Origin of the sequence: Nonomuraea sp. JJY05, from assembly GCF_043496855.1 — a bacterium.
Lineage (GTDB): Bacteria > Actinomycetota > Actinomycetes > Streptosporangiales > Streptosporangiaceae > Nonomuraea.
The window spans coordinates 215,686-240,443 of record NZ_JBIEIS010000001.1; the positions used below are offsets into that span (position 1 = coordinate 215,686).

The 24,758-nt window shown below is 71.6% G+C and carries 20 protein-coding genes; 14 read left to right on the forward strand and 6 right to left on the reverse strand.

The window, feature by feature from the left end:
* The first annotated feature begins 10 nt into the window (after positions 1-10).
* The 9 genes from ACFKCF_RS00995 (at position 11) to ACFKCF_RS01035 (ending at position 13,830) form a co-directional block, all read left to right on the forward strand.
* On the forward strand, positions 11-4,783 hold the full coding sequence (locus ACFKCF_RS00995) for an ATP-dependent helicase (RefSeq protein WP_394489587.1): 4,773 nt from the start codon (positions 11-13) through the stop codon (positions 4,781-4,783).
* 417 nt (positions 4,784-5,200) lie between these two features.
* Positions 5,201-5,875 (forward strand): GntR family transcriptional regulator, encoded by a 675-nt coding sequence (locus tag ACFKCF_RS01000; protein ID WP_394489589.1) that lies wholly within the window; start codon positions 5,201-5,203, stop codon positions 5,873-5,875.
* Between the two features lie 90 nt (positions 5,876-5,965).
* Positions 5,966-7,582 carry an ABC transporter substrate-binding protein gene (locus ACFKCF_RS01005; protein ID WP_394489591.1) on the forward strand — a complete coding sequence of 539 codons (1,617 nt, stop codon included), beginning with the start codon at positions 5,966-5,968 and terminating at the stop codon, positions 7,580-7,582.
* Positions 7,582-8,541, forward strand: coding sequence for an ABC transporter permease (locus ACFKCF_RS01010; protein WP_394489593.1), 960 nt, complete (start codon positions 7,582-7,584; stop codon positions 8,539-8,541). Before ACFKCF_RS01005 ends, ACFKCF_RS01010 begins: the two co-directional genes overlap by 1 nt.
* Entirely contained in the window at positions 8,534-9,361 is an 828-nt protein-coding gene (locus ACFKCF_RS01015; protein WP_394489595.1) for an ABC transporter permease, read from the forward strand. Before ACFKCF_RS01010 ends, ACFKCF_RS01015 begins: the two co-directional genes overlap by 8 nt.
* The gene (locus ACFKCF_RS01020) at positions 9,358-10,323 is read left to right on the forward strand and encodes an ABC transporter ATP-binding protein (RefSeq protein WP_394489597.1); all 966 of its coding nucleotides are present in this window, start codon (positions 9,358-9,360) and stop codon (positions 10,321-10,323) included. The genes ACFKCF_RS01015 and ACFKCF_RS01020 overlap by 4 nt, the downstream gene beginning before the upstream one ends.
* Positions 10,320-11,288: an ABC transporter ATP-binding protein gene (locus ACFKCF_RS01025; RefSeq protein WP_394489599.1), complete on the forward strand. Its 969-nt coding sequence runs from the start codon at positions 10,320-10,322 to the stop codon at positions 11,286-11,288. Before ACFKCF_RS01020 ends, ACFKCF_RS01025 begins: the two co-directional genes overlap by 4 nt.
* A gap of 11 nt (positions 11,289-11,299) precedes the next feature.
* A complete protein-coding gene (locus tag ACFKCF_RS01030; protein ID WP_394489601.1) occupies positions 11,300-13,093 on the forward strand; it encodes a gamma-glutamyltransferase family protein in 1,794 nt (597 codons plus the stop codon).
* On the forward strand, positions 13,090-13,830 hold the full coding sequence (locus tag ACFKCF_RS01035; RefSeq protein ID WP_394489603.1) for a sulfite exporter TauE/SafE family protein: 741 nt from the start codon (positions 13,090-13,092) through the stop codon (positions 13,828-13,830). The genes ACFKCF_RS01030 and ACFKCF_RS01035 overlap by 4 nt, the downstream gene beginning before the upstream one ends.
* A 9-nt stretch (positions 13,831-13,839) precedes the next feature.
* Here the strand turns inward: ACFKCF_RS01035 and ACFKCF_RS01040 are convergent, their stop codons facing one another.
* The 3 genes from ACFKCF_RS01040 to ACFKCF_RS01050 form a co-directional block, all read right to left on the reverse strand.
* Positions 13,840-14,925, reverse strand: a complete 1,086-nt coding sequence (locus ACFKCF_RS01040) for a glutamate--cysteine ligase (protein ID WP_394489605.1) — start codon at positions 14,923-14,925, stop codon at positions 13,840-13,842.
* An 89-nt stretch (positions 14,926-15,014) separates the two neighbouring features.
* On the reverse strand, positions 15,015-15,665 hold the full coding sequence (locus ACFKCF_RS01045) for a M15 family metallopeptidase (RefSeq protein ID WP_394489607.1): 651 nt from the start codon (positions 15,663-15,665) through the stop codon (positions 15,015-15,017).
* Positions 15,666-15,677: 12 nt separating this feature from the next.
* Complete coding sequence (locus ACFKCF_RS01050; RefSeq protein ID WP_394489609.1) at positions 15,678-16,826, reverse strand: ROK family protein; 1,149 nt, start codon at positions 16,824-16,826, stop codon at positions 15,678-15,680.
* A gap of 137 nt (positions 16,827-16,963) precedes the next feature.
* On the opposite strand from ACFKCF_RS01050, the gene ACFKCF_RS01055 reads away from it, so the two are divergent.
* The 4 genes from ACFKCF_RS01055 to ACFKCF_RS01070 all read left to right on the forward strand — a co-directional run bounded on the left by ACFKCF_RS01055 (position 16,964) and on the right by ACFKCF_RS01070 (position 21,659).
* Positions 16,964-18,289 carry an extracellular solute-binding protein gene (locus ACFKCF_RS01055; RefSeq protein ID WP_394489611.1) on the forward strand — a complete coding sequence of 442 codons (1,326 nt, stop codon included), beginning with the start codon at positions 16,964-16,966 and terminating at the stop codon, positions 18,287-18,289.
* A 5-nt stretch (positions 18,290-18,294) separates the two neighbouring features.
* On the forward strand, positions 18,295-19,302 hold the full coding sequence (locus tag ACFKCF_RS01060) for a carbohydrate ABC transporter permease (protein ID WP_394489613.1): 1,008 nt from the start codon (positions 18,295-18,297) through the stop codon (positions 19,300-19,302).
* Positions 19,302-20,153, forward strand: coding sequence for a carbohydrate ABC transporter permease (locus ACFKCF_RS01065; protein WP_394489615.1), 852 nt, complete (start codon positions 19,302-19,304; stop codon positions 20,151-20,153). The genes ACFKCF_RS01060 and ACFKCF_RS01065 overlap by 1 nt, the downstream gene beginning before the upstream one ends.
* A 66-nt stretch (positions 20,154-20,219) precedes the next feature.
* A complete protein-coding gene (locus ACFKCF_RS01070) occupies positions 20,220-21,659 on the forward strand; it encodes a glycoside hydrolase family 3 protein (protein WP_394489617.1) in 1,440 nt (479 codons plus the stop codon).
* A 75-nt stretch (positions 21,660-21,734) separates the two neighbouring features.
* On the opposite strand, the gene ACFKCF_RS01075 is transcribed toward ACFKCF_RS01070, so the two are convergent.
* Together ACFKCF_RS01075 and ACFKCF_RS01080 are read right to left on the reverse strand one after the other, a co-directional pair.
* Complete coding sequence (locus ACFKCF_RS01075; protein WP_394489618.1) at positions 21,735-22,916, reverse strand: ROK family protein; 1,182 nt, start codon at positions 22,914-22,916, stop codon at positions 21,735-21,737.
* Between the two features lie 188 nt (positions 22,917-23,104).
* On the reverse strand, positions 23,105-23,620 hold the full coding sequence (locus ACFKCF_RS01080) for an NUDIX domain-containing protein (RefSeq protein WP_394489620.1): 516 nt from the start codon (positions 23,618-23,620) through the stop codon (positions 23,105-23,107).
* A gap of 379 nt (positions 23,621-23,999) precedes the next feature.
* Between ACFKCF_RS01080 and ACFKCF_RS01085 the strand changes: the two genes are divergently transcribed.
* On the forward strand, positions 24,000-24,449 hold the full coding sequence (locus ACFKCF_RS01085; RefSeq protein WP_394489622.1) for an RrF2 family transcriptional regulator: 450 nt from the start codon (positions 24,000-24,002) through the stop codon (positions 24,447-24,449).
* Here ACFKCF_RS01085 and ACFKCF_RS01090 read toward each other — a convergent pair whose 3' ends face one another.
* Positions 24,450-24,707: a hypothetical protein gene (locus tag ACFKCF_RS01090; protein ID WP_394489624.1), complete on the reverse strand. Its 258-nt coding sequence runs from the start codon at positions 24,705-24,707 to the stop codon at positions 24,450-24,452.
* Positions 24,708-24,758 lie beyond the last annotated feature (51 nt).

Below are 24,758 nucleotides of genomic sequence, written 5' to 3' on the forward strand. Positions count from 1 at the left end.
ATATGTGCTGGTGAGCTCGCTAGACCAGTTCAGCCAGGTGACCAGGCAATGGTTCACCGGAGCCTTCCAAGCTCCCACGGCCGCCCAGGAGGGGGCGTGGGAGTCGATCTCGCGCGGCGACAACACCCTGGTCGTCGCGCCCACCGGGTCGGGCAAGACGCTGGCGGCTTTCCTGTGGTCGCTCGACAGGCTGGCGTTCGAGAAGACCGGGCCCGCCGCCGCACCCGAGGCCGGGGCCGCCCCGCACGCGCCCGCCACACCCAACACCGAGCCCGCCCCGCACGCGCCCGCCACACCCAACACCGAGCCCGCCCCGCACGCGCCCGCCACACCCAAGACCGGGGCCGCCCCGCACGAGCCCGCCCCGCACGCGCCCGCTGCGACCGAGGCAGCCGCCGACGTGCGCGCAGGCAGCCCGAAGGGCACGCGGGTGCTCTACGTGTCGCCGCTGAAGGCCCTGGCCGTGGACGTCGAGCGCAACCTGCGCGCGCCGCTGGCCGGGCTCAAGCAGACGGCGCGCCGGCTCGGGCTGCCGGTGCCGGAGATCTCGGTGGCGATCCGCTCGGGCGACACCCCGTCGGAGGACCGCAGGCGCTACGCCGCCAAGCCGTCCGACATCCTGATCACGACGCCGGAGTCGCTGTTCCTGCTGCTCACCAGCCAGGCGCGCGAGGCGTTGCGGGGCGTGGAGACGGTGATCGTGGACGAGGTCCACGCGGTCGCGGCCACCAAGCGCGGCGCTCATCTGGCCCTCAGCCTGGAGCGGCTCGACGCGCTGCTCGACAGGCCGGCGCAGCGGATCGGGCTGTCGGCGACGGTGCGGCCGGTGAGCGAGGTGGCGGCGTTCCTGGGCGGCACGCGACCGGCCACGGTCGTGCAGCCGCCGTCGGAGAAGCGGATCGAGGTCGAGGTCGTCGTCCCGGTCGAGGACATGACGGAGATGGAGGGCCGCCCGCAGCCGGAGGGCGGGGAAGAGTTCGTCCCTGAGCCGGGCAACCGGTCGATCTGGCCCCATGTGGAGGACCGGCTGTTCGACCTGATCGGGGCGCACAGCTCGACGATCGTCTTCGCCAACTCGCGGCGGCTGGCCGAGCGGCTGTGCACCCGCCTCAACGAGCTCGCCTACGAGCGGGAGGGCGGCGGGGTCGAGGCCATCGACCTCTCCATCTGGGAGACGCCCCCATCGCCGCCGACGCCCCAGCGGATGCCCGCCGACATGATGGCGCAGGCCGGGGCGAGCAAGGGTGTGGTGACCGAGATCGTACGCGCGCACCACGGCTCGGTCTCCAAGGAGGAGCGCGCGCAGATCGAGGAGGCACTCAAGTCGGGCCGACTGCCCGCCGTGGTCGCCACCTCCAGCCTGGAGCTGGGCATCGACATGGGCGCGGTCGACCTGGTCGCGTGCGTGGAGGCGCCGCCGAGCGTGGCCAGCGGGCTGCAGCGCATCGGCCGGGCCGGCCACCAGGTCGGCGCGGTGTCCAAGGGTGTGATCTTCCCGAAGTACCGGGGCGACCTGGTGCAGACGGCCGTGGTGGCCGAGCGGATGAAGAGCGGCCAGATCGAGGAGCTGCGCTATCCGCGTAACCCGCTCGACGTGCTGGCGCAGCAGATCGTGGCGATGACCGCGCTCGACGAGTGGACGGTCGACGAGCTGGAGTCCGTGGTCAAGCGGGCCGCCCCCTACGCCACGCTGCCCAGGACCGCCTTGGAGGCCACGCTCGACATGCTGGCCGGGCGCTATCCGAGCGAGGAGTTCGCCGAGCTGCGTCCGCGCATCGTGTGGGACCGGGTCACCGGCACCCTGCAGGGCCGTCCGGGCGCGCAGCGGCTGGCGGTCACCAACGGCGGCACGATCCCCGACCGCGGCCTGTTCGGCGTCTTCCTGGTGGGCGAGAAGGCCTCCCGGGTGGGCGAGCTGGACGAGGAGATGGTCTACGAGTCGCGCGTGGGCGACGTGTTCGTACTGGGCGCCTCGTCCTGGCGGATCGAGGACATCACGGCCGACCGGGTGCTCGTCTCGCCCGCGCCGGGCCAGCCGGGCAAGCTGCCGTTCTGGCACGGCGACGCCCCTGGACGCCCGGCCGAGCTGGGCAGGGCGATCGGGCAGTTCCTGCGCGAGCAGGCCAAGAACGGCTCGACCGAGCGCATGCGGGAGGCGGGGCTCGACGAGTTCGCCTCGGGAAACCTGCTGGCCTACCTCCACGAGCAGCGCGAGGCCACCGGCTACGTCCCCGACGACCGCACCCTCCTCGTCGAGCGTTTCCACGACGAGCTCGGCGACTGGCGCGTGGTCATCCACTCCCCCTACGGCGCGCGGGTGCACGCCCCGTGGGCGCTGGCGATCAACCGGCGCCTGCGCGAGCGCTACGGCATCGACGTGCAGGCGGTCCACTCCGACGACGGCATCGTGCTGCGCATTCCCGACACGCTGGCCGAGCCGCCGACCGACGTGGCCGCGTTCGACGCCGAGGAGATCGAGCAGATCGTCACGGAGGAGCTGGGCGGGTCGGCCATGTTCGCCTCCCGGTTCAGGGAGTGCGCGGGGCGGGCGCTGCTGCTGCCGCGCCGCACGCCGGGCAAGCGCAGCCCCCTGTGGCAGCAGCGGCAGCGCGCCGCCCACCTGCTGGGCGTGGCCTCGCAGTACGCCTCGTTCCCGATCGTTCTGGAGACCATGCGCGAATGCCTGCAGGACGTCTTCGACGTGCCGGGGCTCGTCCAGCTCATGCGTGACATCGTCGCACGCCGGGTGCGGCTGGTGGAGGTGGAGACCTCGCAGGCCTCGCCGTTCGCGGCGTCGCTGCTGTTCCATTACGTGGGCGCGTTCATGTACGAGGGCGACGCGCCCCTGGCCGAGCGGCGCGCCCAGGCGCTGGCGCTGGACACCACGCTGCTGGCCGAGCTGCTGGGCCAGGCCGACCTGCGCGAGCTGCTCGACCCCGACGTGATCTCCGACACCGAGCGCGAGCTGGCCAGGCTCGACCGGCCGCTGCGCGACCTGGAGGACCTCGCCGACCTGCTGCGCTCCCACGGGCCGCTGCTCGCGCCCGACGTGAGCGTGCGCGGCGGCGACCCGGCCTGGCTGCAGGAGCTCGAACGTTCGCGCCGGGCCATCCGGGTACGCCTCGCCGGCGAGGAGCAGTGGGCGGCCATCGAGGACGCGGCCCGCATGCGTGACGCGCTGGGCGTGCCGCTGCCGGTCGGGGTGCCCCACGTGTTCCTGGAGCCGGTGGCCGATCCGCTGGCCGACCTGGTGGCGCGGCACGCCCGCGCCCGCGGGCCCTTCCACGCGGGCTCGGCCGCGGCCCGGTTCGGGCTGGGCGTGGCCGTGGTGACGGACGCGTTGCGCCGGCTGGCCGCGTCCGGGCGGGTCGTGAACGGGGAGTTCCGGCCCGGCGGGCGGGGCGAGGAGTGGTGCGACGCCGGCGTGCTGCGGATGCTGCGCCGCAGGTCGCTGGCCCGGCTGCGCAAGGAGGTCGAGCCGGTCGCGCCGGAGACCCTGGCCCGCTTCCTGCCCGCCTGGCACGGCATCACCGGCTCGGGCGCCGCGGGGCCCGCCGGCGGCCGGGGCGCGAGCGAGGCGGCCCGGGCCATGGACGCGCTGGTCCGCTCGATCGAACAACTCCAGGGGGCCGCCGTGCCCGCCTCCGCGCTGGAGACGCTGGTGCTGCCCGCGCGGGTGCCCGGCTACCATCCGGCGCTGCTCGACGAGCTGACCTCGTCGGGCGAGGTGATGTGGGCGGGGCAGGGCTCGCTGCCCGGCGGCGACGGGTGGGTGTCGCTCTACTACGCCGACACCGCGCCGCTGCTGATGCCCGAGCCCGCCGAGATCACGATGACCCCTCTGCACGAGCGCGTGCTGGAGCTGCTGGGCGGGGGCGGCGCGCTGTTCTTCCGCGGCATCTCCGACCAGCTCGGGTCCCTGGACGACGCCACCCTGGCGGCGGCGCTGTGGGATCTGGTGTGGGCGGGGCGGATCTCCGGCGACACGCTGGCGCCGCTGCGGGCCACGCTCGGCACCGGCCGTCCCGCGCACCGGCCCGCCACCACGCGGCGGCGCCGGGCCGTGCTGCCGAGCAGGAGCGGACCGCCCACGGTGGGCGGCCGGTGGTGGCTGCTGCCCGCGCCCGCCGCCGACGCCACCCAGCGGGCGCACGCGCAGGCCGACGTACTGCTGGAACGGCACGGCGTGGTGACCCGGGGCGCGGTGACCTCGGAACGACTCCCCGGGGGATTTACGCCCATATATCAGGTCTTGCGGGCATATGAGGAGAGCGGGCGCTGCCGCCGGGGCTACTTCGTCGAGAGCCTCGGGGGCGCGCAGTTCGCCCTGCCGGGAGCGGTCGACCGGATGCGCGCCATGGCGCCCGGCCTCGCCCCTACCGGCGGTCCGGGTCCCGACGCGGGGACCGGTGGCGGCCGGCGGGCCGTGGTGCTGGCCTCCGCCGACCCGGCCAGCCCGTACGGCGCCGCGCTCCCCTGGCCGCAGCACCCCGGCGAACTCGGGCACAAGCCCGGCCGGAAGGCCGGTTCGCTGGTCGTGCTCGTGGACGGGCACCTGGTGCTCTACGTCGAACGGGGCGGCAAGACGCTGCTGTCGTTCGCCGACGACGACCGGCTGCAGCCCGCCGTCGACGCCCTCGCGCTCGCCGTGCGGGACGGGGCGCTCGGGAAGTTGACCGTGGAGCGGGCCGACGGCACGGCCATCGTCGAGTCGCCGCTGGCGGCGGCCCTGGAGGCGGCCGGTTTCCACCCCACACCCCGAGGGTTGCGCCTGCGCGCCTGAGTCCCTGCGGCACGACCGCGCCTCATGCTGCTCTGCGCGGCACCGGCCGAGGTACCGGAAGTACGGAAGCCGGAGGCGCGGGGTCGGGGGCCGCAAGCGCGCGGATCGGTGGCGCGAGGCCGGAGGCGGCCGGGGGGTGGCGGGGCGGCGGGCGGCGGGGCGGCTGTTGTGGTGGCGGCGGCGCGGCTCGCCTGATGGGGAGCGGAGAGGCGGCGACCCGCGCGCTGGGGCCGCGGCTGCCAGCGAAGCGAGGACCGAGGCGCGGCGGCCGGGGCCAAAAGCGGGAGACCGGAAGCGGGAGACCGGAAGCGGGAGGCCGGAAGCGGGAGGCCGGAAGCGGGAGGTGGAGTGAGCTGGGGGCGGAGGGGGTGGCGTCTGGATTGGGGGAGTTGGGGTGCTGTATACGATTGTCGCCTCATGACTGATTTGACGCTGGGCGCGGCCCATCGGACCTTGCGCGACGAGGTCACCAAGGAGCTGCGGCGACGCATACTCTCCGGCGAGCTCGCCCAGGGTGAGCGGCTGGTCGAGGACCGGCTGGCCGCGCTGCTCGGCGTCTCGCGCAACCCCGTGCGCGAGTCCATCCGGGTGCTGGACGCCGAGGGTTTCGTCGAGGTCGTGCCCCGGCTCGGCGCCACCGTCGCGCGGCTGTCGGCGGCCGAGGGCGAGGAGCTGTTCGACGTGCGCATGGCGGTCGAGGGTCTGGCGGCGCGGCTGGCCGCGCGCAAGCGCACCCCCGAGTCCGCCGAGCGGCTGCGCCGGGTGCTGGAGCAGGCCAAGGAGGCCGTGGAGAACGGGCGCCTGGAGGAGGTGGCCGATCTCAACACGGCCTTCCACCTGGCCGTCGGCGAGGCGGCGGGCAACTCGTACCTCAGCCTGATGATGAAGCCCATGCTCCTGCGGGCGCAGTGGGTCTTCAGCCAGACCGCGGCCGCCCGCGGGCCGCACTCCTGGAGCGAGCACCTGAGCCTGTGCGAGGCCATCGCCGCAGGTGACGAGGACGAGGCGCAGGCGAGGGCCATCGCGCACGTGGCCGCGGCCAGGCGGTCGTTCCTGGCCGCGATCCGTAGGACAAATCCCCCGAACGATTAGAAAACACTCAGATAACAACACAGAGTCAGGAAACACCAGTGAAATGTGAGGTCTTGTATACAGTCTCCTAAACCTTTCAACGGAGGCCCCATGAGACCGTCCCCCAGGCTCGTCGCGGCGCTCGCCGTTCTCCCCCTTGCCCTGGCAGCGTGCGGCGGAGGCGGATCGAGCGGCACCCCCGCGGCCCCTCCCTCCATAGCCGACGCCTCGGCCGACAACCGGCCGGTCAAGGCGGGCGGCACGCTCAACGTGGCGCTCAGCGCCGACCCCGACGCGCTCGACCCGAGCATCTCGACCACGCTGGTGGGGCGCGAGGTGTTCGCGAACATGTGCGAGAAGCTCTTCGACCTCGACGCGCAGTCGAACCTGGTCCCGCAGCTGGCCACCGCTTTGCCCGAGGTCTCCGACGACGGCAAGGAAGTGACGATCAAGCTGCGCGAAGGCGTGAAGTTCAACGACGGCACGGCGTTCGACGCCGAGGCGGTCAAGAAGTCGCTGGACCGGCACCGCACCTGGGAGAAGTCCGCGCGCCAGGCCGACCTGGCGGCGGTGTCCAAGGTCACCGTGGCCGACCCCACGACGGTCAAGCTCACGCTGACGCAGGCGTTCACGCCGCTGACCGCACAGCTCGCCGACCGCGCCGGCATGATCATGTCGCCCAAGGCCCTGGACGCGGGCGGTGACAACTTCGGCGCGAGCCCGGTCTGCGTCGGGCCGTTCAAGTTCGCGAGCCGCACGTCCGGCAGCCAGATCGTGCTGGAGAAGGCGCCCGACTACTACGACGCGGCCAAGGTCAAGCTCGACAAGCTCGTATACAAAATCATCGTGGACCCGAACGTACGGGCCGCGAACCTGAAGTCCGGCGACGTCCAGGTGGGCGACAACCTCGCCACCACCACGGTCAAGGGCGTCCAGAGCGACCCCAACCTCAAGGTCGTCTCCGGCGGCGGCCTCGGCTACTACGGCATCACGATCAACACCGGCAACGCCGGCGGCTCCACCGAGAAGCCCGGCGCGGTGAACACGGCGCTGGCCAAGAGCCCGCAGCTGCGGGAGGCGTTCGAGCTGGCCCTCGACCGCGACGTGATCAACAAGACCGTCTACAACGGCCTGCACGAGGTGGACTGCTTCCCCGTGCCGCTGGACAGCCCCTACCGCGCCAAGGACCTGCAGTGCCCGAAGCGCGACCTGGCCAAGGCCAAGCAGCTGGTGCAGGCCTCCGGCGCGCAGACACCGGTCCCGGTCACGCTGACCAGCCCGAACGACGCCACCAACGTACGCCTGGCGCAGGTCATCCAGCAGATGACCAAGGAGGCGGGCTTCAACGTGAGCGTGCAGACCGCCGAGTTCGTCAGCACCCTTGAGCAGGGCAAGTCCGGCAAGTTCGACGTCCTGCTGAACGGCTGGTCGGGCCGCGTCGACCCGGACGGCAACCTCACGAACCTCATCACCAGCCGCGGCAGCAACAACTACAGCGGCATGTCCGACCCGGGCATCGACGACCCGATCAAGCAGGCCGCCGCCGAGTCCGACCCGGCCAGGCGGGCCGAGCTCTACGCGGGCGCCCTGAAGAGGGCCGCCGAGGTGCGGGGCGTCCTGTACCTGTACCACAACAAGTACTACCTGGGCATGAGCAAGAACGTGGCCGGCGTCCAGTACTTCAAGGACGGCCTGCCGCGCTTCGTCACCGCCGGGTTCACCGCGTAATGCTCTGGTTCATCCTCCGGCGCTGCGGATCGGCCGTGATCGTGCTGTTCCTGGCCAGCGTCCTGATCTTCCTCGGGGTCAGGGCGCTGCCCGGGGACCCGGCCACGGTCATGGCGGGCGAGGAGGCCTCGCCTGCCGTGATCGAGGCCATCCGGCACGAGTTCGGCCTGGACAAGCCGCTGCCCGCCCAGTACCTCGACTACGTCGGCCAGATGCTGACCGGCAATTTCGGCCGTTCCACGCAGGACCAGCTCCCGGTGATCGACATCATCGCCGAGCGGCTGCCGGTGACGCTGGAGCTGTCGGCCCTGGCCATGCTGGTCGCGATCATCGTCGGCGTGGGCGCGGGCATCGTCGCGGCCATCCGGCGCGGCCGGCTCGCCGACTATGTGGCCACCGGGTTCGGCCTGGCCGGGCTGTCGGTGCCGCACTTCTGGCTCGGCCTGCTCGGCATCCTGCTGTTCGCGGTCACCTGGCGGCTCCTGCCCGCCTCCGGGTACGTCCCCTTCACCCAGGACCCCGGCCAGAACCTCCAGCGCATGATCCTGCCCGCCCTCGTGCTCGGCACCGGCTTCGCCGCCATCCTCATGCGGCAGACCCGCTCGGCGATGCTCGGGGCGCTGTCGGCCGACTACGTCAGGACCGCCAGGTCGAAGGGCCTGTCCGAGGTCAAGGTCGTGGGCGCGCACGCGCTGCGCAACAGCCTGACGACCGTGGTCACCGTGCTCGGCCTCCAACTCGGCGCGCTGATCAGCGGCGCGGTGGTGACCGAGCAGATCTTCGTGATCCCCGGGTTCGGCAAGCTGACCGTGGACGCGGTGCTGACCAGGAACTACCCCGTCATCCAGGCCGTCGTGCTGGTCACGGTCATCGGGTACGTGCTGGTCAACCTGCTGGTCGACATCGTGTACGCGTTCCTCAACCCCCGGATCAGGCTGTCGGGGGGCGCGAATGACTAGGCTGTGGCGGCGTTTCAAGAGGCGCCCGATGCCGATGGCCGGGCTGGTGCTGGTGGTCGCGTTCGTGCTGCTGGCGCTGATCGGGCCGCTGGTGACCGGCGACCCCGCCGCGCAGGACTATCTGGCCACGCTCGCGGCCCCGTCGGGCGCGCACCCGATGGGCACCGACGACCTGGGCCGCGACGCGTTCGCCAGGATCGCGCACGGTGCGCAGGTGTCGCTGCAGGCCGGGGTGCTCTCCACGCTGCTGGCGATGGTCGTGGGCATCCCGATCGGCCTGGTCGCCGGGTTCTACCGGCGCTGGCTCGACCCGGTCGTGATGCGGCTGGTGGACGTGACGCTGGCGTTTCCGTTCCTGGTGTTCGCGGTGGGTCTGGCGGCGATCATCGGGCCCTCGCTGAAGGGCGTGGTGTTCGCGCTGGGCTTCTCGCAGCTGCCCGCCGTCATCAGGATCACCCGTGGCGAGGTGTTGGCGGTCAGGGAGATGGACTACGTGGCCGCGGCCGTCGCCGACGGCGCGGGCGACGGGCACCTCATCTTCCGTTACGTGCTCCCCAACTGCCTCAACCCGCTCATCGTGCAGGCCACCGTGGCGATCCCGGGGGCGATCATCGGCGAGGCGACGCTGTCGTTCCTGGGGCTGGGAGTGCAGCCGCCCACACCCTCGTGGGGCGTGATGCTGACGACCGCGCAGCAGTATCTGAGCGACGCGCCCTGGCTGGCCGTCTGGCCGGGGATCATGATCGCGCTGGCCACCCTCGGCTTCAACCTGCTGGGCGACGGGCTGCGGGACGTCCTGGACCCGAGGAGCGGCCGATGAGCCTGCTGGAGATCACCGACCTGAGGGTCGGCTTCGACACCGAGGACGGCCTGGTGCAGGCGGTCAGGGACATCTCGCTCACGCTGGACGAGGGCGAGATCCTGGCGCTGTGCGGCGAGTCCGGCTGCGGCAAGTCGGTCACCGCGATGTCGGTGCCCAGGCTGCTGCCGCCCGACACGACCAGGCTGTCCGGCTCGGTCAAGCTGGACGGGCGCGAGCTCACCACGCTCCCCGAGGCTGAGCTGCGGCACGTACGCGGCAAGGACGTGTCGGTCGTCTTCCAGGAGCCGATGACCTCGCTGAACCCGTCGTTCAGCGTCGGATACCAGATCGTCGAGGTGCTGCGCAGGCACGAGCGCCTCTCTCGCCAGGCCGCCAGGAGCCGCGCCGTCGAGCTGCTGGAGCTGGTCGGCATCCCGGCGCCCCAGCGCCGCATGAAGGAATATCCGCACCAGCTCTCCGGCGGCATGCGCCAGCGCGTGATGATCGCGATCGCGGTGGCCTGCTCGCCCCGGGTGCTGATCGCCGACGAGCCCACCACGGCGCTCGACGTGACGATCCAGGCGGGCGTGCTGGACGTCTTCCGCGACCTGCGCGACCGGCTCGGCACGGCGATCATCCTCATCACGCACGACCTCGGGGTGGTGGCCGACATCGCCGACCGGGCCGTGGTCATGTACGCCGGCCGCGCCGTCGAGCAGGCTCCGGTGACCGAGTTGTTCGCGAACCCGCGGCACCCGTACACGCTGGGCCTGATGAACGCGCTCCCGTCCGCGGCGGTCGACGGCCGCCTGGCCGAGATCCCCGGCATGGTGCCCTCGCCGCTGTCGGATCCCGAGGAGTGCGCGTTCCAGGCCCGCTGCCCGCGCGCCCAGGACGACTGCCGCGCGTCCAGACCCCCGCTCGAGCGGCACGCGGACGGCCATCTGGCGGCCTGTTTCCACCCGGGAGGCAAGCAGTGATCCTGCGGATCGACAACCTGGTCAAGCACTACGGCCCGGTACGCGCCGTGGACGGCCTGTCGCTGGAGATCGACCAGGGCGAGGTGCTCGGCCTGGTCGGCGAGTCGGGCAGCGGCAAGTCCACGGTCGGCAAGTGCGTGCTGCGCCTGACCGAGCCCACCTCGGGGGCCATCGAGCTGGCCGGCCGCGACATCACGCACCTGTCGCGCCGGGCCATGCGCCCGCTGCGCAGGGACGTCCACATGGTCTTCCAGGACCCCTACTCCTCGCTCAACCCGCGCTTCACGATCGGGCAGATCGTCGCCGAGCCGCTCCTGCGGCACAAGGTGGCCGACCGGCGTGAGGTCTCCGGACGCGTGTCCGCCATGCTGGAGAAGGTGGGGCTGCGGCAGGAGATGCGTTCCCGGTTCCCGCACGAGCTGTCCGGCGGGCAGCGGCAGCGGGTGGGGCTGGCCAGGGCGCTGGTCCTGGAGCCCAGGCTGGTCGTGGCGGACGAGCCGGTGTCGGCGCTGGACGTGTCGGTGCAGGCGTCGGTGCTCAACCTGATCACGGACCTGCAGCGGGACATGGGGTTCTCGTGCCTGTTCATCACGCATGACCTGTCGGTGGTGGAGTTTCTCGCCGACCGGATCGCCGTCATGTACCTGGGCAAGATCGTCGAATCCGGCCCGACGGCCGAGATCTTCGCCGCGCCGCGGCACCCGTACACGCAGGCCCTGCTGTCGGCGGCGCCGGTGCCCGATCCGGTCCGGCAGCGGGAGCGGCGCCGGATCGTGCTCGGCGGGGACGTCCCCAGCCCGGTCGATCCGCCGTCCGGGTGCCGGTTCCACACGCGGTGCCCGCTGGCGTACGACGCCTGCCGTACCGAGGAGCCCTTGCTTCAGGACCCCCGCGGCAACGGTCATCCGGCCGCGTGTCACCTTGTCACGGCGGACCGCGTCCCCGACGCGGCCGCCAATCTGTAGAAGGAGAGATCTTGTTCACCACCAGGCCCGAGCTGACGGGTGACTTCGGCATGGTCGCCAGCACGCACTGGCTGGCCTCGGCCACCGGCATGGGCGTGCTGGAACGCGGCGGGAACGCCTTCGACGCGGCGGTGGCCGCCGGGTTCGTGCTCCAGGTCGCCGAGCCGCATCTGAACGGCCCCGGCGGCGAGGTGCCGATCCTGCTGTGGAGCGAGGACGAGCAGAAGGTGTCCGTGGTGTGCGGGCAGGGCGTCGCGCCCGCCGCGGCCACCATCGAGCGCTACACCGGGCTGGGCCTGGACATCGTGCCCGGCACGGGGCTGCTGGCGGCCACCGTGCCGGGGGCGTTCGGCGGCTGGATGCTCATGCTGGAGCGCTGGGGCACCTGGTCGCTGGCCGACGTGCTGGCCCCCGCGATCCACTACGCCGAGCACGGGGTGCCGGTGCTGGAGCGCATCGCGGCCACGATCGAGTCGGTCGAAGGGCTGTTCACCGGCGACTGGCCGACGTCGGCGGCGACCTGGCTGCCCGGTGGCCGGGTCCCGGCGGCCGGGTCGAAGCTGGCCAACCCGGTGCTGGCGGCCACCTACCGGCGGGTGGTCGCCGAGGCCGAGGCCGCGTCGAGCACCCGCGAGGGGCAGCTCGCCGCCGCCCGCCGCGCCTGGTATGAGGGGTTCGTAGCCGAGGCGATCGCCGAGTTCTGCGCCAAGACGGCCTGGCTCGACAGCAGCGGCGAGGCGCACGGCGGGCTGCTCACCGGCGACGACCTGGCCCGGTGGTCGGCGACGGTCGAGGAGCCGCTCGCCTTCGACTATCACGGCCACACCGTCTACAAGACGCGGCCGTGGGGGCAGGGTCCGGTGTTCCTGCAGCAGCTCGCGCTGCTGCGGGGCTTCGACCTGGACGGGATGGAGTTCCTCGGCGCCGACTACGTGCACACGGTGACGGAGGCCGCCAAGCTCGCCTTCGCCGACCGCGAGGCCTGGTACGGCGACACCGACGTCCCCGTGTCCGACCTGCTCGGCGAGGCCTACAACGCCGAGCGGCGCAAGCTCGTCGGCGCGCAGGCCAGCTTCGAACTGCGGCCCGGCTCCCCCGGCGGCCGCGCGCCCAGGCTGCCCGACTACCCCGCGCCCGGCACGGCGAGCGACGCCCCCGGCGTCTCCGGCGCCCGCTCCCCGCAGGGTGTCGGCGAGCCGACCGTGGCCCGCGACGGCACGGTGAAGGGTGACACCTGCCACCTCGACGTCGTGGACCGGTACGGCAACATGGTCTCCGCCACCCCCAGCGGCGGCTGGCTGCAGAGCTCCCCCACGGTCCCCGAGCTGGGCTTCTGCCTGGGCACCAGGGCGCAGATGTTCTGGCTGCAGGAGGGGCTGCCCGCCTCGCTGCGCCCCGGCACGCGCCCGCGTACCACGCTGACGCCGTCGTTCGCGCTCCGGGACGGCAGGCCGTGGCTGGCGTTCGGCACCCCCGGCGGCGACCAGCAGGACCAGTGGAGCCTGAACTTCTTCCTCGCGGTCGTCCACGGCGGGCTCAACCTGCAGGAGGCCATCGACGCCCCCATGTTCCACTCCGAGCACTTCCCCAGCTCGTTCTTCCCGCGCGGCTCCCGTCCCGGCGTGCTGCACATCGAGGACCGGGTGGACGCGGGCGTGACAGCGGAGCTGCGGCGGCGCGGGCACGAGGTCGAGGTGCAGGGCCCGTGGACGCTCGGCAGGCTCAGCGCCGTCGCCCGTGACGGCGGGTTCCTCAAGGCCGCCGCCAACCCGCGCGGCGCCCAGGGCTACGCAGTCGGCCGATGACGGATCTCCTGTTCATGCTGGCCGCCGGTCTGCTGGCCGGTGTGGTGAACGCGCTGGCGGGCGGCGGCACGCTCATCTCGTTCCCCGCGCTGCTGGCGCTGGGTTATCCGAGTCTGACCGCGTCCGTGACCAACGCGGTGGCGCTGTGGCCCGGCTACCTGGGCGGCGTGCTCGGCTACCGGGCCGAGCTGCGCGGCCAGCGGCGCCGGGCGACGGCGTTGTCGATCACGACCGTGCTGGGCGCGGGCGTGGGCAGCGCGCTGCTGCTGCTCACGCCCGGCCGGCTGTTCGAGTCGCTGGTGCCGTGGCTGGTGGCCTTCGCCAGCCTGGCGCTGCTGGCCCAGCCGTGGCTGCGCAGGCTCTTCGGCGGCGAGGCCGACGGGCCGCCCAGCAAACTGGTGTACGCCGGGGTCTTCCTCGGCGGCTGTTACGGCGCCTACTTCAACGGCGGCATGGGGGTACTCCTCCTGACGGTGCTCGGCATGTTCCTGCACGACAACCTGCACCGGGTGAACGCCGTGCGGGCCACCCTCGCGCTGGTGATCAGCACGGTGTCGGTCGTGGCGTTCTCCCTGTTCGGTCCCGTGCAGTGGCACGCCGTGGCGGTGATCGCGCCGGCCAGCCTGGCCGGCGGGTTCCTGGGCACGCGTCTGGCCAAACTCATGTCGGCCAAGGTCCTGCGCGGCGTCGTTGTCGCGTTCGGCCTGGGTGTGGCCGTGGCGCTGGCCCTGCGTTAGACGGCGTGGTCATGCGACGGTGGCCTCGATGAGGTCGTCCACCACGTCGGCCAGATCGTGGCCCCTGGCGTGCACCCGGCGCTGGCGCATGGCTCCCGAGCCCTTGCTCAGCAACCGGTCCAGCCCCTCCTGGACGAACGTCAGGTCGCCGGCCTCCGCCAGCGCCGGGCGTACATGCTCCAGGAGTCGGCCCGCCATCACCGGCGCCGGCACGAGGGTGCCGTGCCGCACGTCCATGCTGTCGCCCGTCAGCCCGTAGCGGGCTGCGCGCCAGTAGGCGGCGCGCAGCACCTCGGCCGGGATCGGCAGCCCCCGGTCACCCCGCTCCACCGCGGCCAGCGCGGTCACCACCAGCGCGCGGATGAGCCCGATCAGGGTGAGACTGTCGCTCACGTCGAGCGGCACGTCGGCCACCCTGATCTCGACCGTGGGCAGCCGGGACGACGGCCGGGCGTCCCAGTAGACCGTCTTGGCGTCGAGCAGCACGCCCGAGTCCGTGAGCGCCCGCACCGCCAGCTCGTAGTCGCCGAACGACGGGAAGTACGGCGGCGCGCCGGACACCGGCCAGCGGCCCCAGCTGATCACCCGCCAGGACGCGTAGCCGGTGTCGCGGCCCACGAAGAACGGCGAGTTGGCGGCCAGCGCGATCAGCGTGGGCAGCCAGGGACGCAGGTGGTTGCCGACGTAGACGGCGTGCTCCTCGTCGGGCACGTCCACGTGCACGTGCAGGGCGCAGATGCTGATCTCGTCATGAAGTGCGCGATAGAGCGTCCTCCCTTGGTGATAGCGATCGTCGTCGGTGAGCGGCGGCGGCATGACGTTCCCCAGCACGGGGATGCCGCTCGCGACGACGGCCAGCCCGCATGAGCGGGCCGCGGCCGCCACCTCCTGCCGCGCGGAACGCAGTTGCGAGCCGAGCGCGCCGAGGTCGGCGGAGGGCGGCGTGCGCGCCTCCACCTGGAAACGCGTGATTTCTTGCACCACGTCGAGCACATCCGTCGCCGCGGCCAGGACATCGGCCGCTCGGGGAGCCACGTGGCGGGTGCGGGGATCGACTACGAGGTATTCCTCTTCGATCCCGATCAACGGAACCATGCCCACACCTCGCTGGGAGTCCAAAACCCTCCGACTGAAGGTTGTGCCCGGCGCGCGCCCCGAGGAAAACCCGTCAAGCAAACGGTTGTTTAGAGGGGGCCGTAGTGGGCGTGGGGAAATCCGGTGGACATGGCCCAGTAACGATCGCCGTACGACCAGTGCCACCACTCGGTGGGGTAGTTGACCAGGCCCACAGGCTCCAGGGCGGCGGCGAGGAGCTTGCGGTGGGCGCGGGCGTCGGCGGAGATATTGGGGGCGGCCGTATAGCAGGCGCCGTCGCTCTGCTCCGGGTTGTCGTTGACCTGGGTGCCCATGTCGTACTCGACGCCGTCGGGGTCGCACAGGGTCAGGTCCACGGCGGCGCCGGCGGTGTGGGGGGCGACCTCGACCGGGGACACGTACCGACTCGCCGCGATATATGACTCGTCGGGAGAAATTTCGGGGAATGTGGTGTGGAGCTCTGCCCGGTACGCCTCGAAGATCTGCCGCTGGGTGGCGATGGGCCGGTAGCCCTCGACGATCAGCAGGTGGAACCCGCCGGGCAGCGAACGATCGGCCCGCTCCAGCCGGTCGAGCAGGCCGGAGCGCAGATGCGCGTACGCGCCCTCGTCGTCGGCCATCCGCTGGTCGACGCGCAGCCGCCCGCGCACGTCGGCCAGCGGCTCGCCGCACTCGCGCACGGGAAGCGCGGTCACCCTGGGGTCGGAGATGAGCACGACATCGTTGGGGGACTGCCACATGAGCAGAAATTCTCACACAGTGTCGGAGAAAACCTGCTCCCGGGCCTGCTCGAGAGCGGCCACGAGAGCCCCGCGCAGCACGGGGTTGCCCGCGACCTGGGTCGTCACCACGGTGGGCCGGCTGGGGCAGAGGCGGGCCACCGCCTCCTGCACCTTGGCGGCCAGCCGCGCGCCGCCCGCCCGGCCGACGTCGCCGCTGAGCACGATCAGCCCGGGATCGAGCACAACGGTCACCGCCGCCGCGCCCACGGCCAGCCGACCTGCCACCTCGTCCAGATAGTCCTCGCCCCCGACGCGCACCAGGTCGGGCACCGTCCTGCCGGTCACGCCGTGCCGGTCGGCCAGGCCGCGCAGCGCGTCATGGCCCACCAGGCGCTGGTACGAGCCCGACTGCGGCTCCGAGACGTCCGTCGGCAGCGGCTCGCCGGGGACCGGCAGCCAGCCGATCTCGCCGGCTCCCCCGCTGATGCCCCGGTGCAGCCTGCCGCCCAGCATCACGCCGAGGCCCTGGCCCATGCCGGCCCAGATCACCACGAAGTCGTCATGGCCGACGGCGGCGCCGTACTTGTGCTCGGCGAGCGCGACCAGGTTGACGTCGTTCTCGATGGTGACGGACGCGCCGAGCGTCTCGCGCAGGCTGGCCAGCACGCCGACGTGCCAGTCCGGCAGGTCGTACGACCAGCGCACGTCGCCCGTGACCGGGTCGACCACGCCCCTGGTGCCGATGACGAACGCGCGCAGCCGCGACAGGCTGACGTTCGCCGTGTCGCAGGCGCGCTGCACCGCCTCGTGGACCGCCTTGACCGGGTCGCGGCCGTCGGACGGGTTGAGCGTGATCTCGACGACCACCCTGCCTGTGATGTCCGCCACAGCGACCTTGAGGCTGTCGGGCAGGACCTCGAGCCCGGCGACGTACGCGCTGGAGGGAACGACGGCGTACAGGGCGGCGTGCGGCCCCCTGCCCCCGGCGCGCTCCCCCGCGACCTCGACCAGCCCCCGCTCCTCCAGGCGAGCAAGCAGCTGACCTGCGGTTACCTTGGAGAGCCCGGTCTGTTCCCCCAGTTCGGCCCGGGTGAGCGGGCCGTCCGTCAGGAGGAGTTCGAGTGCCGCGCGATCGTTCAACCGGCGCAGCAGCCGGGGGACTCCCGGGCTTCGACTCATTACCGCACCCCTCTCGTCACGAATGGCTAACGGGCGTTTCTTTTAAGAAAGTTTCTTGTTAGTTTAGCAGCGTTGTTCGACATTTGACGATCAGCCTGGTGCGGACCGTGGGCCGGCACCCGGGAAGGGAGAACCCTGTGAGGATCGCGAAGATCACAGCCGCTACGGTCAGCACGGCCGCGCTGGCCCTGGGTCTGGCCGCCTGTGGCTCGAGCGAGACCCCCTCGTCCTCACCCAGCGCCGCCGCACCCGCCAGCAGCGGCCCCAAGTACGCAGGCAAGACGCTGACGTTCTGGCGCCTCGGGGACACCAACCCCGCCGCCCAGAAGTACACCGACGAGCTGGTCGCCGAGTTCGAGAAGGAGACCGGCGCCAAGGTGAACGTCGAGTGGATCCCCTGGCCGCAGGTCAACGACAAGTTCACGGCCGCGGCCGCGGGCGGCACCGGGCCTGACGTGACGGAGATCGGCAACGACCAGGTCCCGCTGTGGCAGAGCCAGGAGGCCCTGGAGCCGATCACCGACATCGTGGCCGGCGGCGACCAGGCCCAGATCCCCAAGAACCTCATGGGGCTGGAGACCATCGACGGCGAGACGTACGCCGTGCCGTGGGGCGGCGGCAGCCGGGCGGTGCTCTACCGCGCCGACTGGTTCAAGGAGCTCAAGATCGAGATTCCCAAGACCTGGGACGAGCTCGTGGCGGCCGCCAAGAAGATCCAGGCCAAGAAGGGCTCGGACGTGGACGGCTTCGCCTTCAACGGCGGCTCCGACGCCAACCACCTGCTCGGCGCCCTCGCCTGGACCGCCGGCGGCGACTACGCCGCCAAGGAGGGCGACAAGTGGGTCGGCAAGCTCACCGACCCCGGCTTCAAGGAGGGCTTCGCCCAGTACACCGGCCTGGTGACCGGCGGCCTGTCCAGCAAGTCGCGGCTCAACCAGAACACCACCGAGATCCGCACCCGCTTCGCCAACAACAAGGTCGGCATGTACCTCACCGCGTCGTGGGACCTGCCAGGGATCGCGGAGGACAGCAAGGGCAAGCTCAAGGGCGACAAGCTGGCCTTCTTCCCGCTCCCGTCCAAGGCGGGCGGCGAGGCTCAGTCCTTCCTCGGCGGCAACGACATCGCCGTGTGGGGCTCGGCGAAGGAGAAGGACGCGGCCAAGGAGTTCGTGAAGCTGGCCTCCAATAAGCAGTGGGGCGTCAAGTACGCCACCGACGGCGGCCTGCTCCCCGTCTACCCCGAGGCCCTCGCCGCGCTGTCCAGCGACCCGGCGCAGGCGCCCTTCGCCGCCGCCTTCGCCAAGGCCAAGGCCTTCCCCGCCGACCCGCAGTGGACGGAGGCCAACGAGACCAAGGCGGTGCTGCAGAACGCGGCCCGCAAGGTCATCGAGGGCAAGGCGAGCGCGGATGACGCGCTGGCCGCGGCCAACAAGGAACTCGAAGACATCCTCAACGCCTCCTGAGACCTATGACGAACACGTCAACGCTCGCCCCCCGGGGCGGAGGCCGCGCCTCCGCCCCGGGACGGCGCCGCTCACACCGGCCACCGCGGGCCAGCGGGCTGCCCGCCTGGTCGATCCCCTACGTCCTGCTGATCCCGGGGCTGCTGGTCATCGGCGCGCTGCTGCTGTGGCCGCTGATCCAGATGGTGATCATTTCCTTCCAGAAGGTCGGACTCGTCCAGATCTCGGGCAAGAAGCCGGCCACCTGGGTCGGGCTCGAGAACTTCACCAAGGTCATCGAGAACGACATCTTCTGGTCCTCGCTGCGCAACACGGTTGTGTTCGCCGTGATCGCGGTGCCGCTCACGCTGATCCTCGGCACCGCCGTCGGCGTCCTGCTGCACCGGCTCGGCAAGAAGATGTCGCTGTTCGTCATCATCGGCATCATGTTCGCCTGGGCGGTCCCGCCGGTGGCGCAGGGCATGATCTGGCGCTCTCTGTTCGACGCCGAGGCCGGCATCGTCAACTGGGCGCTCAACCTGCTGCCCGACTGGCTCTCCAACGCCCTGTTCGGCCGGGCCGACTGGACCGGCGTGCCGTGGCTCAACGACGCCTGGTCCATCTACATGGCGCTGATCGTCTGTGTCGTCTGGGCGGGCTTCCCGTTCATCGCGGTCTCGGTGCTGGCCGGCCTCAAGGGCATCCCGGCCGAGCTGTACGAGGCGGCCAAGGTGGACGGCTCCGGCGCGTGGCGCACGTTCAGGAAGATCACTTTCCCGCTGCTGAAGCCGGTGTTCGCGGTGCTGACCGTGCTCTCGATCATCTGGGACTTCAAGGTCTTCGCCCAGCTGTACGTGCTGGCCGGCACCGGCAACCGCGAGGCCTACAACCTGTCGATGTACGCGGTGACCGAGGCGTTCAAGGCCCCGCCGAAGATGGGATCGGGCGCGGCCATCGCGGTGGTGCTGACCGTGATCCTGCTCATCGTCACCGCGGCCTACATCCGCCAGATGTTCAAGCAGGAGGAGCTGTGATGCGCCCGATGGCCCGCAGGCGCCTGGGCAAGGTCGCGCTCAACGCGGCAGGCGTGCTGGTCTTCCTGCTCGCCGTCTTCCCCGTCTACTGGATGGTCTCCACCGGCTTCAAGGCGAACGACCAGATCTTCACCACCGAATTCATCCCGTTCCCCACGCACTTCACCTTCGAGCACGTCACGCGGGTGCTCACCGACGGCGTGGCCGGGCACTCGATCTGGCTCTACATGCGCAACAGCGCCATCGTCGCGCTCGGCACGGTCCTGATCGGCGCGGTCTTCGCGCTGCTGTCGGCGACCGCCGTGGCCCGCTTCCGGTTCAAGGGGCGCACGGCGTTCCTGGGCCTGCTGCTCGTGGCGCAGATGATCCCGTCCGAGGCGCTGCTCATCCCGCTGTTTCTCGGCGTCAAGCGGCTGGGCCTCTACGACCAGTTGCTCGGCCTGATCGTCACGCAGGTCGCGCTGACGCTGCCGTTCGGGATCTGGATGCTGCGCACGTTCGTCGCAGCCGTGCCCAAGTCACTGGAGGAGGCGGCCTGGATCGACGGCGCCAGCCGGTTCACCACCTTCTGGAAGGTGCTCTTCCCGCTGGTGGCCCCGGGTCTGGTCGCGACCAGCATCTTCTCGTTCATCACCGCGTGGAACGAGCTGATCATGGCGCTGTACCTGATCAACGACCCGACGAAGTACACGATGCCCGTCGCGCTGCAGTACTTCTTCGGGCAGAAGGGCACCGACTGGGGCGCCATCATGGCCAGCTCCACGATGATGACCATCCCGGTCGTCGTCTTCTTCCTTCTCGTACAACGCCGCATGGTCTCCGGCCTGGTCGCCGGGGCCGTGAAGGGCTGACATCCGCAGGGCGAATGCCTCATTCGACCCTGCTCATCTTTTGGGCCTGAAATCCGATGAGGAGCTATGAGTCAGAGTGATCGGGGGCTGCGCCGTCTCGCGGCCGGCACACTGCTCGTCGCCTTCCAGGGCACCGTGGCGCCCGAATGGGTGCTGCGCGAGCTGGAGCACGGCTTGGGCGGCGTCACGCTCTTCGGCTTCAACGTGGCCGACCCCGGCCAGGTGAGTGACCTGACGGCCGCGCTGCGGGGCGCCGGCGAGCCCGTCATCTCGCTGGACGAGGAGGGCGGCGACGTGACGCGGCTGGCGTACCACGTCGGCAGCCCCTACCCGGGGAACGCGGCACTCGGCGCGGTGGACGACGTCGAGCTGACCCGCCGGGTCTACCGCGCGATCGCGTCGGAGCTGGCCGCCTGCGGCATCAACCTGGACATGGCGCCCAGCGCCGACGTCAACACCGAGGCCGACAACCCGGTGATCGGCACCAGGTCGTTCGGGGCCGACGCGGAGCTGGTCGCCAGGCACACGGTGGCGGCCGTGGAGGGCCTGCAGTCGGTGAACGTGGCCGCCTGCGTCAAGCACTTCCCCGGCCACGGCGCGACCCGGGTGGACTCCCACCTGGCGATCCCGGTCGTGGACGTGGACCTTGACGTGCTGCGGGAGCGGGAGCTGGCGCCGTTCCGCGCGGCGGTCGGCGCGGGGGCCAGGTCAGTGATGACCGCGCACGTCGCGGTGCCGGCGGTGACGGGCGAGACGCCCGCCACGCTGTCCAGCGCCGCGCTCACCGGGCTCCTGAGGGGCGAGCTCGGCTACGACGGCGTGGTCATCACCGACGCGCTCGACATGCGGGCGATCACCAGGAGCGTGGGCCTGGCCGGCGGCGCGGTGCTGACGCTCGCGGCCGGGGCCGACCTGCTGTGCCTCGGGCCGCTGCCGACCTATGACGACGTCCAGGCCATCATCGCGGAGGTCGTCTCCGCCGTGCGCGAGGGCCGGCTGCCGCTCTCCCGGCTGGAGGAGGCGGCGGCGCGGGTGGCGGCACTGCGGGCCTGGTTCGCGGCGCCCGCGCCCGCCGCCACCGAGCAGAACGTGGTCGGCCTGCACGCCGCGCGCCGCGCCGTACGGCTGACCGGAGCGACGGAGCCCCTGGTCGAGCCCCTGGTGATCGAGGTGGACACCCCACCGACGATCGCCGTGGGCGACGTGCCGTGGGGTGTGGGCCCGTGGCTGCCGGACGCGGAGATCGTCCGGGTCAAGCCCGCGGCCGCCGACGTCCCCGCCCTGCTGGCCAAGGCCGTGAACCGGTCCCTGGTCGTGGTGGTCAAGGACGCGCACCGCCACCAGGCGAGCCAGGAACTGGTCTCCGCGCTGGTGGCGGCCCGCCCGGACGCGACGGTGATCGAGATGGGGCTGCCCGTGTGGCGCCCCGACAGCGCCGCCTACATCGCCACGTACGGGGCCGCCAGGGCCAACGCCCAGGCCGCGATCGAGCTGCTCACGGCCTAAGGCGCCGGCAACTCGTCACGGGCTTGGTCGAGCTGCTCACGGCCTGCCGGCAGCTCCTCGCGAGCTGCTCACGGCCTAAGGCGCCAGCAGTTCCTCGCGGGCCTGGTCGAGGGCGGCCAGCACGGCGCCGCGCAGCACCGGGTTGGCCTCGGTCACCTTCGTGGTCACGACCTGGGGGCGCACCGGGCAGATCCTGGCCACGGCCTCCTCCACCCTGGACGTGAGCGCGGGACCGCCGGCGTGGCCGATCTCCCCGGCCAGCACGACCAGGCCGGGGTCGAGGATCACGCACACGGCGGCGACGCCCAGGGCCAGCCGGTTGGCGATCTCGTCGAGCAGCGGCTCGCCCTCGGCGCCCGCCGCCATGGCGACCTTGACGCACTCCCCCGCGCTGTCGGCCGCGAACCCGTACGTCTGGGCCAGCTCCGCCACCGCCTCGGCGCTGACCAGCGACTGCAGGCCGCCCGCCAGCGAGGGCAGCCGCCCGGGCTCGGTGCGGATGTCCTCGGGCAGCGGCACGCCGGGCACCGGCAGGTAGCCGATCTCGCCCGCGCTGCCGGAGCGGCCCCGGTGCAGCTTGCCGCCGAGCATGATGGCCAGGCCCAGGCCGCGGCTCGACCACAGCAGGACGAAGTCGTCGAGTCCCTTGGCCGCCCCGTCGGCCCGCTCGGCGATGGCGGCGAGGTTGACGTCGTTCTCGATGGTGACCTCGCGCCGCAGGTCGCCGGCCAGGGCCTCGTGGATGCCCTCGTGCCAGCCCGGCAGGTCGAACGAGAAGCGCACGTCGCCGCTGCGCGGGTCGACCACCCCGGGGGTGCCGATCACGACGCCGCGCAGCTTGGACAGGCTGATCTTGGCGCTGCGGCAGGCCTTGACGATCGCGCCGTGGACCACCGAGACGGGGTCGTCATGGCCACCGGGGTCGACCGTGACCTCGGCGATCGTGTGGCCATGGATGTCGGCGACCGCGGTGGAGATCAGCTCTGGACCGACCTCCAGGCCGGCCACGTATGCGCTGGAGGGAATCACGGAGTAGAGGGCCGCGTTGGGCCCCCGCCCGCCGGCCTGGGCGCCGACCACCTCGACCAGGCCCCGCTCCTCCAGCCTGGCCAGCGTCTGCGAGGCCGTGACCTTGGACAGGCCGGTCAGATCGCCGATCTGGCCACGGGTCATGGGGCCTGTGGCGAGCAACAGGTCCAGCGCGGCCCGGTCGTTGATCTCCCTGAGCAGTCTGGGCACACCAGGGCGTCGCTCCACGCTGAATTCCGCCGTCTCATGAGAACCGCTGTTATCGAAAAGGTTGTTGGAATTTTAGCGCTCTCATCATCGCGCGCATTGCGAGCTTGCGCATCGGTAGCCGGCTACGTATGAGGCCGAGTAGTGGCGAACGATGCCCGCGCCGCCCCGACGGCTGCCGCCGAGCGCTCCCGGCGACGAATGGCCGGTCAGGGGCGCTGGTCGCCCGGCAGATGCCAGGGCAGTTGAACCGGCTCCCGTGGCGGGCCTCCTGCGACGAGGCGCGTCAGAAGCGGAGCGAGCCCCACCGGCACGACCGGTTCGGTCGCCGACGTCAGCTCCGGCAGCGTCCACCAGTGGAAACGATCGGTCACCGCACGTTCTTCCTCGTCCATACCGGAGGTGTCCACCTCCACGTCGTGCACGCGCAGCACGAAATAGGAGTCATGTCCGGAAAAGACCTCGCCGTGCATGGACCATGTTCCCGCGCTCGTCGCCACCACTCGTCCCAGGGCCTGAGGGGTGACCGCGTGGCCCAGTTCTTCCCGCAGTTCCCGGGCCGCCGCCTGTTGCGGGGTTTCTCCAGGATCGACAGCGCCGCCCGGGGTGAACCATGCGCAGAAGGGGCTCTCGACCTGGAGCAAGAGGCCGCGGTAGAGCAGGAGCCGATCCAGGTGGTCGATCAGCAGCACCCTCGCTGTCGACCGGGAGATCATCTTGTCCATGCCATGACCATACGCAGGAGGCAACCCGCCGGCCCTTTTGCGCAGCTCCCGCTCATGGGCCCGGCCGGACCCGCGTTCCATCGGCCTGGACGGGCTTTGGGCAGCCGTCACCCAGGTGCTCGACGCCCGCGAGCCCCAGGACGGCCGGCCCCGGAAGACGGCTCTCCGGCTCCTTCATCGTCCCTGGGGCTTCAATCGGATACGCCCGTCACCAAGTTGGGCCGTGGATCGCGGGCGACCAATGCGTCTTGATCTTGAGATATCCCGAGATTCCCTGAGACGCTTGCCGTTGTCGGAACGCAGGTCAAGCACGATCAACGCCCTCACAACCAGCACACGAACGCACCAACCATGTTGACCAGGGGGGATAATCGAGAACATGCGCCTTTCCGCTCGTGTCGACTACGCCCTCCGTGCCGCCGCCGAACTCGCCGCAGCCGGTGCAGGCCCGACTACCGTGGGCGAACTCGCCAAGGAACAGGACATGCCGCCCAAATACCTGGAGAACATCCTGTTGCAGATGCGGCGTGCCGGGCTCGTGCGCGGACAGCGCGGGCCTGAGGGTGGCTACGTGCTGGCCAGGCCCGCCGCCGACATCTCGCTGGCCGATGTGATCAGGGCCGTGGACGGCCCGCTGGCCAACGTACGCGGCGAGCGGCCCGAGCACGTCGGCTACCGGGGCCCCGCCGAGTCGTTGCAGCAGGTGTGGATCGCGTTGCGCGCCACCGAGCGCTCCATCCTGGAGGAGGTGACGCTCGATCAGGTGGCCTCCGGGTCACTGCCCGAGCGGGTCCGCCAGCTCGCCGCCGACCCGGCCGCCTGGGACTGATCACTTCCGGGTGAACCAGAGCACCACCCGGGCCATCTCGGCCTTGGGCCCGGTGGCGAGCTTACGCACCGTGCGGCCGGTGGCGTCCGCGAGGACCACGTCGGTGTTCCTGCCGTCGGGGGTGCCGGCCAGGAATGACCCGAGTGTGGTGCGGGCGACGCCGCCCTCGTAAAGCTCGCCCACCCCCGTGAACGTCCGCACCGGCCTGCCTTCCAGATCCACCACCTGCACGGCCCCGCCGGGCAGCCCGTACAGCACGCTCTTGCCGTCGGCGCCCCACCCGAACCTGACCTCGCTCCCGCCGGCGAC

Coding starts and splice junctions, on each gene's coding strand:
- ACFKCF_RS01065 (WP_394489615.1), top strand. CDS start 19,302: ATGCGCCCGATGGCCCGCAGGCGCCTGGGCAAGGTCGCGCTCAACGCG.
- ACFKCF_RS01050 (WP_394489609.1), bottom strand. CDS start 16,826: ATGAGTCGAAGCCCGGGAGTCCCCCGGCTGCTGCGCCGGTTGAACGAT.
- ACFKCF_RS01070 (WP_394489617.1), top strand. CDS start 20,220: ATGAGTCAGAGTGATCGGGGGCTGCGCCGTCTCGCGGCCGGCACACTG.
- ACFKCF_RS01035 (WP_394489603.1), top strand. CDS start 13,090: ATGACGGATCTCCTGTTCATGCTGGCCGCCGGTCTGCTGGCCGGTGTG.
- ACFKCF_RS01000 (WP_394489589.1), top strand. CDS start 5,201: ATGACTGATTTGACGCTGGGCGCGGCCCATCGGACCTTGCGCGACGAG.
- ACFKCF_RS01040 (WP_394489605.1), bottom strand. CDS start 14,925: ATGGTTCCGTTGATCGGGATCGAAGAGGAATACCTCGTAGTCGATCCC.
- ACFKCF_RS01020 (WP_394489597.1), top strand. CDS start 9,358: ATGAGCCTGCTGGAGATCACCGACCTGAGGGTCGGCTTCGACACCGAG.
- ACFKCF_RS01005 (WP_394489591.1), top strand. CDS start 5,966: ATGAGACCGTCCCCCAGGCTCGTCGCGGCGCTCGCCGTTCTCCCCCTT.
- ACFKCF_RS01060 (WP_394489613.1), top strand. CDS start 18,295: ATGACGAACACGTCAACGCTCGCCCCCCGGGGCGGAGGCCGCGCCTCC.
- ACFKCF_RS01080 (WP_394489620.1), bottom strand. CDS start 23,620: ATGGACAAGATGATCTCCCGGTCGACAGCGAGGGTGCTGCTGATCGAC.
- ACFKCF_RS01085 (WP_394489622.1), top strand. CDS start 24,000: ATGCGCCTTTCCGCTCGTGTCGACTACGCCCTCCGTGCCGCCGCCGAA.
- ACFKCF_RS01015 (WP_394489595.1), top strand. CDS start 8,534: ATGACTAGGCTGTGGCGGCGTTTCAAGAGGCGCCCGATGCCGATGGCC.
- ACFKCF_RS01045 (WP_394489607.1), bottom strand. CDS start 15,665: ATGTGGCAGTCCCCCAACGATGTCGTGCTCATCTCCGACCCCAGGGTG.
- ACFKCF_RS01010 (WP_394489593.1), top strand. CDS start 7,582: ATGCTCTGGTTCATCCTCCGGCGCTGCGGATCGGCCGTGATCGTGCTG.